Annotated in this window: 9 protein-coding genes and 1 pseudogene; 8 read left to right on the plus strand and 2 right to left on the minus strand. The window is 31.7% G+C overall.

The window, feature by feature from the left end:
* Positions 1-33: 33 nt before the first annotated feature.
* On the plus strand, positions 34-741 hold the full coding sequence (locus B3I31_RS05085; protein ID WP_125349884.1) for a Crp/Fnr family transcriptional regulator: 708 nt from the start codon (positions 34-36) through the stop codon (positions 739-741).
* Between the two features lie 58 nt (positions 742-799).
* Here the strand turns inward: B3I31_RS05085 and B3I31_RS14610 are convergent.
* Both B3I31_RS14610 and hflX read right to left on the minus strand, forming a co-directional pair.
* Positions 800-1,506: pseudogene (locus B3I31_RS14610) on the minus strand (DNA alkylation repair protein).
* 293 nt (positions 1,507-1,799) lie between these two features.
* On the minus strand, positions 1,800-3,023 hold the full coding sequence (gene hflX / locus B3I31_RS05095) for a GTPase HflX (RefSeq protein ID WP_221854272.1): 1,224 nt from the start codon (positions 3,021-3,023) through the stop codon (positions 1,800-1,802).
* 404 nt (positions 3,024-3,427) lie between these two features.
* Here hflX and hisG point away from each other — a divergent pair, with 404 nt between their 5' ends.
* The 7 genes from hisG (at position 3,428) to hisA (ending at position 12,490) form a co-directional block, all read left to right on the plus strand.
* Positions 3,428-4,285 carry an ATP phosphoribosyltransferase gene (gene hisG, locus B3I31_RS05100; RefSeq protein ID WP_291059680.1) on the plus strand — a complete coding sequence of 286 codons (858 nt, stop codon included), beginning with the start codon at positions 3,428-3,430 and terminating at the stop codon, positions 4,283-4,285.
* A gap of 71 nt (positions 4,286-4,356) precedes the next feature.
* Positions 4,357-5,643 (plus strand): histidinol dehydrogenase, encoded by a 1,287-nt coding sequence (hisD, locus tag B3I31_RS05105; protein ID WP_291059679.1) that lies wholly within the window; start codon positions 4,357-4,359, stop codon positions 5,641-5,643.
* Between the two features lie 14 nt (positions 5,644-5,657).
* The gene (gene hisC / locus B3I31_RS05110; RefSeq protein WP_291059677.1) at positions 5,658-6,704 is read left to right on the plus strand and encodes a histidinol-phosphate transaminase; all 1,047 of its coding nucleotides are present in this window, start codon (positions 5,658-5,660) and stop codon (positions 6,702-6,704) included.
* Positions 6,705-6,788: 84 nt separating this feature from the next.
* Complete coding sequence (hisB, locus tag B3I31_RS05115; protein ID WP_286495321.1) at positions 6,789-7,922, plus strand: bifunctional histidinol-phosphatase/imidazoleglycerol-phosphate dehydratase HisB; 1,134 nt, start codon at positions 6,789-6,791, stop codon at positions 7,920-7,922.
* Positions 7,923-7,983: 61 nt separating this feature from the next.
* Positions 7,984-8,562, plus strand: coding sequence for an imidazole glycerol phosphate synthase subunit HisH (gene hisH / locus B3I31_RS05120; protein WP_286495322.1), 579 nt, complete (start codon positions 7,984-7,986; stop codon positions 8,560-8,562).
* A 19-nt stretch (positions 8,563-8,581) separates the two neighbouring features.
* Positions 8,582-11,701: a S41 family peptidase gene (locus B3I31_RS05125; protein WP_291059675.1), complete on the plus strand. Its 3,120-nt coding sequence runs from the start codon at positions 8,582-8,584 to the stop codon at positions 11,699-11,701.
* Positions 11,702-11,776: 75 nt separating this feature from the next.
* Positions 11,777-12,490, plus strand: coding sequence for a 1-(5-phosphoribosyl)-5-[(5-phosphoribosylamino)methylideneamino]imidazole-4-carboxamide isomerase (gene hisA / locus B3I31_RS05130; RefSeq protein ID WP_219033864.1), 714 nt, complete (start codon positions 11,777-11,779; stop codon positions 12,488-12,490).

Here is a 12,490-nt window from a genome sequence, read left to right on the forward strand (position 1 = left end):
AACTTTGTATGAATTAAGTCATAACAACAAGATATGTCAGAGTTTAATGAGAATGTAGTATCGATTAAAGCGATGTTTGATAACCCAGAGTCTTTCGGGGTTTTTAGTAAGGAAGAATTATTGGAGTTTGAGCAAGAAAAGAAAATCATCAACCTAAAAAAAGGAGACGAAATTATACAGGAAGGTCACACACCAAAAGGTATATATTGCGTAATGAAAGGAACTGCTAAGTTGTTCAAAATTGGCTTTAATGGAAAAGAGCAAATTCTACGTTTTATCAACGAAGGTGACATTATCGGTTATCGCTCAATTTTAAGTCAAGAAGTTTTTGGTGCATCTGCAACTGCAATGACGCCAGTTGAAATATATTATATTCCAGAAAAATTCTTCTTAAAATTATTAGAAGTTAATCCAAAATTAGCTTTCAATATTTTACAAAGAATTGCTAAAGATTTGGGAGAATACGCCAGAACAATCACTTATTTAGCACAAAAAACAGTTCGCGAACGTTTGGCTGAAGTTTTAATTTTATTAGAAGGAAAATTAGGAACAGACAAAGACGGATTTATCAACATTTCGTTGACACGCGAAGAAATGGCAAATTTGATTGGAACAGCGACAGAATCTGCAATTCGTTTGATTTCTGAATTCAAAACTGATGAATTAATCGAAGTTGAAGGAAGAAAAATAAAAGTTTTAGATCATCAAAAATTGACAAAATTAGGTCATGTTATTTTGTAAGAATTTATTCTTGATATAAAATCAAAAGTCGCTCACAGAGCGACTTTTTTTATGCAAATTATTTCAATTTCATATAATAATTTTTGAGAATTGGATCAATTTTTTCGAGCGCATATCTCAACGTTGTTCTTGGCATTTGCAACGTATATTCGTCCAAAAACTCAATCAACTTTTCTTCGTCCATTTTTCCCATTTCACGCAACATCCAACCATTTGCTTTGTGCATTAAATCGTGCGAATGATGAAGATTTTTCAACATAATTTCTGGAACAATTGAAAATGATTTTTGTTTGATAAAATATATCGTTGATACAATTGCGATTCGTTTTTCCCACAAATCTTCTGAATCCGCCAATTCAAAAAGTAATTCTTCTCGCTTTTGATGAAAACAATAATGGCCCAAAATTTTATAACAACTTATGTCAACCAAATCCAATTGTTGATTTGAGAAGTTTGAGCAAGATAAAAATCGATGATATCTTTTCTCACTTTTTCATCTTTTGATTTTTCGTACTTCGAAACCAACATCAACAAAGCAGTTAATCTGTATTCGTGAATATTAAAATTCAATAGATTTTCGATGTCATTTAACGAAACTTGTTGATAAAATTATTTCGCAATCAAACGCTGATTCGGAACAGAAATCCCGAGAAAAATATCTCCTTCGCCATATTCTCCTTTTCCAGTTTTGAAAAAACGCATCATAATCTTCGCTTTATCATCGTCCGCTAAATCTTGTAAAGTTGATTTTAATTGCTCTATCATATTTTATCAATTAGATGTTGATGTTAACAAAAAAAGAGTCCAAAAACTGAACTCTTATTTATTTTAAAATATTAAATATAAATTTCCTAACTTTAATACAAACTTACATTTATGAATTTCAAACACAAGCCTCTAATATTATTATTCTTCCTGATTATAATAATCAATGGTCTTATAAAGTTGTATAATAATTTTCGTGAAAATTCAATGGGTCTTTATATTCAAATTGGATTATTATTTATGGTTATATTAATTCTAATTTTTAATCTTAAAAAATCTAAAAATTAAAACTATTATTCTTCCGAATCATTTTCTTCCTCATCGTAATATTGAAAAAGGAAATTATTATAAGGAAAACGTTTCATGTGAATTTCTTTCACTTCTTCATAAACCGTTTTTCGCAAATCTTCTAAATTATCTTTTTCCGTTGCCGAAATAAACAATGTCGGATAATCTGTTTTCGCCATCCACGTACGTTTCCAATCTTCTAACGAATAATTTTCAAATTTCTTTTCAGACAAATCATCTTCATCTTGTTTAATATAAGAAAAATTATCAATTTTATTGAAAACCATAATCGTTGGTTTTTCTTTCGACTCTATTTCAGCTAAAATTTGATTCACAGAATTCACATGATCCTCAAAACTCGCATGCGAAATATCCACAACATGCACCAACAAATCCGCTTCACGAACCTCATCTAATGTAGATTTGAACGATTCTACCAATTGTGTTGGCAACTTGCGAATAAACCCAACCGTATCCGTTAATAAGAAAGGTAAATTACCAATTACCACTTTTCGAACCGTTGTATCTAATGTTGCAAATAATTTATTTTCGGCAAAAACTTCGGACTTCGATAAGACATTCATCAACGTTGATTTCCCAACATTTGTATACCCAACCAACGCAACGCGTACCAATGCTCCACGATTTTTACGTTGAGTAGCCATTTGCTTATCGATTCCTTTCAATTTCTCTTTCAATAACGTAATTCGATCACGAATAATACGTCTATCCGTTTCAATTTCCGTTTCACCAGGACCACGCATACCAATTCCACCACGCTGACGCTCTAAGTGCGTCCACATTCGTGTTAATCGCGGTAATAAATATTGGTATTGTGCCAATTCTACTTGCGTACGCGCATAAGAAGTTTGCGCACGTTGAGCAAAAATATCTAAAATCAATTGTGTACGGTCGATGATTTTTTTGTTGACAACTTTCTCAATATTCTTCAACTGAGAAGGCGTTAATTCATCATCAAAAATAACTGTATCAATATCATATTCTTCGACAAAAGCTGTGATTTCATCCAATTTCCCGCTTCCTACAAAGAATTTAGAATCAGGTTTGTCCATTCTTTGTGTAAAACGTTCTCCAACTGTCGCTCCAGCTGTATAAGCTAAGAACTCCAATTCATCCATATATTCCGTCAGTTTTTCTTCGGATTGTTCACGTGTAATCAATCCAACTAAAACTACTTTTTCGTATTGTGCTTCTTGTTTTTCTAACATATATTACTGCAAAAATAAAAGAAAGTTTTGGATGTAACCGAACTTTCTATAAAATATTGAGAATTAATCAAATCAATAAAACTTAATAAATATTTGAGTTCTTTTGGATAAAAATAGAAAAAAATAAGGTTTTCATAATTAATAACAAGTTTATTTACTAATTTTCAAAAAATCTATTGTCAATTAAAATTTCCTTTCTACATTTGTTCCAGCAAAAAAGTAAAATGTACCCAAATCAATTACATCATCATCACCATCATACTTGCACTCAAGCGAGCAGATAGTGGTATGTAATGATTTTATCACAATATCTAAATCCCGTTTGAGTAAATCGAACGGGATTTTTTGTTACTTCAAGATTTAATCATCGATTTACTCAAACTTTAAAATATAAAATATTAAAAATGAGTAAATTAAAAATAGCCATTCAGAAAAGCGGTCGATTAAGTGAAAAATCACTCGAATTATTGAAAGATTGCGGAATTAAAATCTCTACAAGTAATCGAAAATTAAGAACCGAATCTCCTAATTTCCCTATCGAAGTTTTATTCTTACGTGATGACGATATTCCGCAATATGTAGAACAAGGGGTTGCTGATATTGGTATTTTAGGTGAAAATGAAGTTTGGGAAAAAGATAAAAATGTCACTCAAATCCGTCAATTAGGATTCGCTGGCTGCAAACTTTGTTTAGCGATCCCGAAAGATGAAATTTATACAGATTTAAGTTATTTTCAAGATAAAAAAATTGCAACTTCTTATCCACGTATTTTAGTGAAATTCTTCCAAGAAAAAGGAATTAATGTCAAGATTGAAGAAATCGGAGGAAGCGTAGAAATTGCTCCAAGTATCGGTTTGGCAAATGCTATTTTTGATATCGTTTCTACAGGTTCTACTCTATTAACAAACGGTTTAAAACAAGTGGAAACGGTGGTTGAATCGCAAGCTGTTTTAATTTCTAATCAAAATCTCGATGCTGAAAAACAAGCTATTTTAGATCGTCTTTTATTTAGAATCGAAGCAGTAAAACAATCTTCTGAAAACAAATATATTTTATTAAACGCCCCAAACGAAAAGTTAGAAGAAATCATTGCTTTGTTACCCGGAATGAAATCTCCAACAGTTTTATCATTGGCCGAGAAAGGTTGGTCATCAATCCACACTGTCATTAAGGAAGATACTTTTTGGGACATCATCGAGCAATTGAAAGCTTTGGGTGCAGAAGGAATTTTAGTATTAGAAATTGAAAAAATGATTTTATAATTTTTGATTGACGATTTACAATTTACGATTCAATCGTAATTCGTAATTCTAAAATCGTAATTCGTAACAACATGCAAACATATATCAAACCTCAACTTTCAGACTGGTCTAAGTTAACAGCTCGACCAACGAAAGAAGCACAAGATTTACAAGAAATAGTTTTAGATATTTTTGGAAAAATTCAAAAAGAAAAAGATCAAGCATTAATTGATTTTACAGAAAAATTTGATCAAGTTAAGTTAACTTCTTTAGAAGTTTCTACTCAAGAAATTGAAGAAGCAAAAACTTTAATTTCTGAAGATTTAAAACAAGCAATTCAATTAGCAGCTTCTAATATTGAGAAGTTTCACGCTGAACAACCCGAAGAAATAAAAGTTATTGAAACAACAAGAGGTGTAAATTGTTGGAGAGAATCTCGCGGTATAGAAAATATTGGAATTTATATTCCTGGCGGAACAGCTCCGTTATTTTCTACGACATTAATGTTAGGAATTCCTGCTAAATTAGCTGGTTGCCAAAATATTATTTTATGTACACCTCCTAACAAAGAAGGAAAAATTCACCCAGCAATTTTGTATACTGCAAACTTAATCGGAATTGAAAAAATATATAAAGTTGGCGGAATCCAAGCGATTGGAGCTTTAACTTTTGGAACAGAAACAATCCAAAAAGTAGATAGAATTTTTGGACCGGGAAATCAATATGTAACAGCTGCGAAACAAGTGGCTCAAAACTTTGGTGTAGCTATTGATATGCCAGCTGGACCAAGTGAAGTTTTGGTGATTGCTGATGAAACTTCAGTTCCTAAATATGTCGCAGCCGATTTATTGTCACAAGCAGAACACGGAATCGATTCGCAAGTAATTTTATTAACAACGAATGAGCAAACATTAAACGAAACAATTGTTGAAATTAATGCTCAATTAGAAGTTCTTCCAAGAAAAGAATTAGCAACTAAAGCTCTAGAAAATTCAAGAGGAATTGTTCTAAATTCTATCGAAGAATGTGTAAATTTCTCGAATATTTACGCGCCAGAACATCTAATTTTTGCTTGCGAAACGGCTGACAATTACATCGAAAAAATTATTAATGCAGGTTCCGTTTTCTTAGGAAATTATTCGTGCGAATCAGCTGGTGATTATGCTTCAGGAACCAATCACACTTTGCCAACTAATGGTTATGCAAAAAATTATTCAGGAGTTTCGTTTGATAGTTTTATCAAGAAAATCACGTTTCAGAAATTATCAGCAGAAGGAATTCAAAACATTGGTCCAGCAATCGAATTAATGGCTGAAGCCGAAGAGTTATTTGCGCACAAAAATGCAGTAACCTTAAGACTAAATGATCTAAAATCGTAAATCAAAAATCGTACATGAATTCATTCAACATAAATAACATCATTCGTCCTAACGTAAAAACGCTGAAAGCTTATTCATCAGCTCGTGACGAATTTCAAGAAATAAATAACGATTTCGTTTTCTTGGATGCGAACGAAAATCCTTTCAATAATGGATTGAATCGTTATCCTGATCCTTTACAACGTAATGTAAAATCGATTTTAAGTGAAATCAAAAACTTTCCTGCAAATCAGATTCTATTAGGAAATGGAAGTGACGAAGTGTTAGATTTAATTTTCCGAGCATTTTGCGAACCGAATCAAGATAATGTTATTGCGATTTCACCTTCCTATGGAATGTATGGTGTTTTAGCGAATTTAAATGCTATTGAATACCGAAAATCGTTATTAAACAAAGAAGATTTTCAACCAAACATCGAAGATATTTTCTCAAAAGTAGATGAAAATACAAAAATGATTTTTTTATGCTCTCCTAATAATCCAACAGGAGAAATCATCAAAAGAGAAACTATTTTAGAAATTGTGAATCGTTTCAATGGCTTAATAATTATCGACGAAGCTTATATCGATTTCGCCACAGAACAGTCTTGGATAGAAGAAATCAAAAATTATCCAAACGTAATTGTTACCCAAACTTTGTCGAAAGCGGTTGGTTTAGCAGGAATTCGTTTAGGAATTTTGTATGCTTCACAAGAAATTGTGGATGTTTTAAATAAAATAAAACCACCTTATAACATCAATCAATTAACACAATTAAAAGCGATTGAAATTTTAAGCGATTACGATAAAGTGATAGCTATTACAAATACGATTATTCAACAAAAAGAAGTTCTAGAAAATGCTTTAACTGATATCTCATTTGTAGAAAAAATCTATCCAAGCGATTCGAATTTCATTTTGATTAAAGTTGATAAAGCAAACGAACGTTACAATCAATTGGTCGAAAAAGGAATTGTAATTCGTAACAGAAACAACGACGATTTATGCGAAAATTGTTTACGTATTACAGTTGGAACGGAAGTTGAAAATCAGAAATTAATACAAACACTTAAAATAATATAATTTGTCATTTCGAATGAAACGACAGTGAAATGAGAAATCTCTGAGATTCCTCCTAACATCGGAATGACATCAAAAACAACTAAAATGAAAAAAATACTATTCATAGATCGTGATGGAACAATGATTTTAGAGCCAGCTGACTACCAAGTTGACAGCTTTTCCAAATTAGAATTCTATCCAGAAGCCTTTACTTATTTAGGTAAAATTGCAAAAGAATTGGACTACGAATTAGTTATGGTGACCAACCAAGATGGTTTAGGAACGCCTTCTAATCCTGAGGAATTATTTTGGCCAATACAAAATTTCGTAGTGAAAGCATTCGAAAATGAAGGCGTGAAATTCGAGGATATTTACATTGATAAAACTTTTGCTCATGAAAATGCGCCAACGCGTAAACCTGGAACGGCTTTATTAACAGAGTATATCAATAACCCTGAATATGATTTAACAAATTCGTTTGTAATCGGTGATCGAATAACGGATGTTAAATTAGCTCAAAATCTTGGTGGAAAAGGAATTTTTATCGCGAATGATGAAGCTTTAGGCGCAGACGAAATCAATGATAACAAAGGATTAAATGATGCGATTGCTTTAAAAACAACTTCATGGAAAGAGATTTACGAGTTCTTAAAACTTCAAAATCGCACTGCTTCAATTGTTCGTAATACGAATGAAACAAAGATTAAAATTGATTTAAATCTTGACGGAACAGGAAAATCGGATATTTCGACAGGAATTCACTTTTTCGATCATATGTTAGATCAAATCGCTCGTCATGGACAAATGGATTTAGTGATAAAAGTGGATGGAGATCTAGAAGTGGACGAACACCACACGATTGAAGATACAGCAATTGCTTTAGGTGAAGTTTTTGCGCAAGCATTAGGAAATAAATTAGGTATCGAACGTTACGGATTTACTTTACCGATGGACGATTGCTTAGCACAAGCAGCAATTGATTTTGGCGGAAGAAACTGGTTAGTTTGGGAAGCTGATTTTAAACGCGAAATGATTGGTCAAATGCCAACTGAGATGTTTTATCACTTTTTCAAATCATTTACAGACGGAGCAAAAGCAAACTTAAATATCAAAGCGGAAGGAACAAACGAGCACCACAAAATCGAAGCTATTTTCAAAGCGTTTGCAAAAACCATTAAAGTAGCTGTAAAACGCGATCCTGAAAAAATGATTTTACCCTCAACAAAAGGACTTTTATAATTGACGAATGAAGATTTAAGATTAATATCAATCGTAAATCAAAAGTCGTAAATCAAAGAATATGGTAGCAATAGTAAAATACAATGCAGGAAATGTAAAATCGGTATATAATGCAGTAACTCGTTTGGGGTTCGAAGCTATAATTACAGACGATTTTGAAACTTTGCAAAATGCTGACAAAGTAATTTTTCCAGGAGTTGGAGAAGCAAGTTCCGCAATGACTTATTTAAAAGTAAAAGGATTAGATAAAGTCATTAAAAACTTAAAACAACCAACCTTAGGCATTTGCTTGGGACAACAATTAATGTGCGCTTATTCGGAAGAAGGAAATACCGATTGTTTAGGAATTTTCCCTATTCAAGTCAAGTTATTTCCATCAACCGAAATCGTTCCTCACATGGGCTGGAATACGATTTATGACTTAAAAACACCTTTGTTTAACGAAGTAGAAGAGAACTCCGACTTTTATTATGTACATAGTTTTTATTGCGAAAATTCAGAATATACGATCGCGAAAACAGACTATATTTTAGAATATTCAGCAGCTTTACATAAAGATAATTTTTACGCAACTCAATTTCACCCAGAGAAATCTGCAAGAATAGGAGAACAAATACTAAAAAACTTTCTAAGTTTATAGTAATTATAAATTCACACACATGAAAAAAATAGTTTTTACTATACTTAGTGCTTTTGCAATTTCGCAGGTTTCTGCTCAAGAAAAAGTGTACTTCACTTCTACTCCTTCTTTAAGTCCTGATGCTAAAACGGTTTATTTTAGTTACGATGGCGACATCTGGTCAACCGATATAAATGGCGGGAATGCTGCAAGAATAACAGCTTTAGAAGGAGAAGAAATCAATCCTCGTGTTTCACCAGACGGAAAATGGCTGGCATTCAGCTCTAATCAATATGGAAATTACGATATTTATATAATGCCTATAAATGGTGGACAAATTAAGCAATTGACTTTTCATCAAGCCAAAGATGAAGTCGAGAGTTGGAGTTGGGACAGTAAATCGATCTATTTTACATCAAATCAAAATAATGGATTTGGAAGTTTTAAAATTGATTTAGATGGAAAAACACCAGAAGCGCTTTTTACAAATTATTTTAATACAACAAATGGTTTAGTAGAAACTCCTCAAGGCGAATATATTTTCACTAACTCGTCTGAAAGTGCAAGTCAAGTTACACGAAAAAGATACAAAGGCGAAAATAATCCAGATTTATTAGGATATAATCCAACCACAAAAAGTTATAAACAATATACCGATTATAACGGAAAAGATTTTAATCCTACGGTTGATAAAAACGGAATTATTTATTTTATTTCGGACGAAAATAATGGCGAATACAACTTATATCAATTAGCAAATGGTAAAAAAGAAGCGTTAACAAAATTTGAAACTTCGATTAAAAAACCTTTTGTTTCAGCTGATGGTTCAAAAGTTGTTTTCGAAAAAGATTATCAATTATTTGTTTACAATGTAAAAACTAAAACGTCGAAACCTCTTACAATTAATGTTAATTCGAATAAATCTTTAGAAAAAGAGCAAAATTTTGAAGTTGATAATAACATCGATTATTTTGACATTTCTCCTGATGGAAAGAAAATGGCCTTTGTAAGCAGAGGAATTATTTTTGTTTCGGATAATGAAGGAAAGTTTGTCAATCAAATTTCTGATGGAAAAGAGCGTGTTTTAGAAGTAAAATGGTTAAAAGACAACAAAAATTTAATCTTCAACCAAACGTATAAAGGTTACCAAAATTGGTTTAAAATTTCGGCTGACGGAAAAGGAAAAGTTGAACAATTAACTTCTGATTTAAGAAATAATCGAGACATTACATTCAACAACGATTTATCACAAGCTGTTTATTTAAGCGGACGCGATGAAGTAAGATTATTAGATTTGAAATCACTTAAATCATCAACAATTGTTAAAGATGAAATTTGGGCTTTCCAAAATTCGAAACCATCTTTTTCTCCAAATGATGAATATGTGTTATTCTCTGCAAAACGTAATTTCGAGTTAGATATTTTTATTCACAACATCAAGAAAAATACAACGGTTAATTTAACAAATACTGGTGTTTCAGAAGCTGACCCTACTTGGTCACCAGACGGAAAATACATTTATTTTTCAAGCGACAGAAAAAATCCTTCCTATCCTTTGGGAATGCAAGAATCGAGTATTTATCGTGCTTCTTTAGATTGGTTTGATCAAGCTTATAAATCAGAAAAATTTGATAATTTATTTGTAGAAGAAAAAAAGGTTGAGAAGAAAGAGAAAAAAGAAGAAAAGAACGATTTTAAAGCATTAACTATTAATCCAGAAGGATTCTTAGAAAGAATTGAATTGGTAACAGACCGTTTTGGATATCAGACAAATCCTTTTGTTTTTGCGGATGATAAAAAGCAATTTTTATTCTATAATACTAACCAAGAAAATGGTAAATTTCAGTTATACAGAAAAACGACCGCTGATTTTGAAGAAGATAAAACAGACAAAATATTCAACAAAGGCGCTGATTTTATCTTGAAAAATGAGAAAAATCTTTACGCTTTAATCGATAATTCTGTTTACAAATTTGGTATTAATTCTACAAATCCTGAAAAAGTTAGTATTAAATATAATTTCAATAAAAACTTGGCTTCAGAATTCAATCAAATGTACGAAGAAGCTTGGGCTGGAGTAGAAGAAAATTTCTATGATGAGAATTTTCACGGAATTGATTGGAAAGCAAAAAAAGAACAATACGCAACGTTTTTACCTTATGTAAACAATCGAAATGATTTAAGAATTTTGCTAAATGATATGCTAGGTGAATTAAATTCTTCGCATTTAGGTTTTTCATCTTTCGGAAAAGAAGAAAGTAGAAGATTGAATTATTTCACCAACGAAACAGGAATTATTTTCAAAAAAGATCAACCTTTTGCAGTTGAAAAAATCTTACGAAAATCTCCTGCTTTCCTTAAAAATGTTGATGTTCAAGAAGGTGATATTTTAGTAAGTGTGAATGGACAAAAAATCGATCCAAACCAAAATCGTGAAACTTATTTTACAACGCCTAAAAAATTAGAAGAATTAACTCTTGAATTTGACCGAAAAGGAAAAACAATTTCTACGAAGATTCATCCAATTTCAAATAACGAATTGAAATCACTTTTATATGATGAATGGATTTATGAAAATCGTCAGCGTGTAAAAAAATTAAGCAACGATAGAATTGCTTATTCGTACATGAAAAATATGTCTACTTCTGAATTGGATGTGTTTTTATTGGACATGGTAGAGCAAGAGAATAGAAAAGATGGTGTCATTTTAGATTTACGTTTCAATACAGGTGGAAATGTACATGATAAAGTTTTGAACTTTTTATCGCAAAGACCTTATTTGAAATGGAAATATCGTGAAGGACAATTAACTGTTCAACCAAATTTTGCTCCTTCAGGAAAACCAATTGTTTTATTAATTAACGAATACTCATTGAGCGATGCAGAAATGACAGCTGCAGGATTCAAAGCCTTGAAATTAGGAAAAATCATCGGGCAAGAAACGTATCGTTGGATCATTTTCACTTCTGGAAAAGGATTAGTTGATGGCTCATTTTATCGTTTACCAAGTTGGGGAACTTATACTTTGGACGGACAAAATTTAGAAAAAACTGGAGTTAAACCTGACATTTATATTAAAAATACGTTCTTAGATCGATTAGAAAATAAAGACCCACAATTGGAACGTGCAATCCAAGAGGTCATGAAAGAATTAAAATAATTTACGAAGGTTAATTTACGAATTACGATTGTTTCTTAATCGTAATTCCAAAATAGTAAATCTAACATAACAGTTATGAGAATCATCCCAGCTATAGATATTATCGACGGAAAATGCGTTCGATTGTCACAAGGCGATTATGATACAAAAAAAATATACAACGAAAATCCGTTGGAAGTTGCAAAAGAATTCGAGGATTACGGTATCGAATATTTGCACTTGGTAGATTTAGATGGAGCTAAATCAAAAGAAATCATTAATTATAAAACGTTAGAATTAATTGCTTCTAAAACCAATTTAAAAGTTGATTTTGGAGGTGGAATTAAAGCAGATCAAGATATTAGAATTGCTTTTGAATGTGGCGCAAACCAAATTACTGGAGGAAGTATTGCGGTTCAAAATCCAACATTATTTCAAGAATGGATTTCACAGTATGGAAGCGATAAAATCATTTTAGGTGCAGATGCTAAAGATCGAAAAATAGCAACACATGGTTGGTTAGAAACGTCAGAATTAGATGTGATAGATTTTATTCAAGAATATAAAACCAAAGGTATTGATTATGTGATTTGTACAGACATCGCGAAAGACGGAATGTTAGAAGGAGCTTCAAACGAATTATATGCAGAAATTTTAGCTACTTCGGAGGTCAAATTAATTGCTTCTGGTGGCGTTTCTTCAATCGATGATCTAATCAAAATAAAAGAATTAGGTTGTGAAGGAGCAATTCTTGGAAAAGCGATTTACGAAGGGAGAATTCAGTTGAAAGACTTAAAACAATTGTACTAA

It is taken from the genome of Empedobacter sp. UBA3475 (genome assembly GCF_002378465.1).
GTDB classification, from domain to species: Bacteria; Bacteroidota; Bacteroidia; order Flavobacteriales; family Weeksellaceae; genus Empedobacter; species Empedobacter falsenii_B.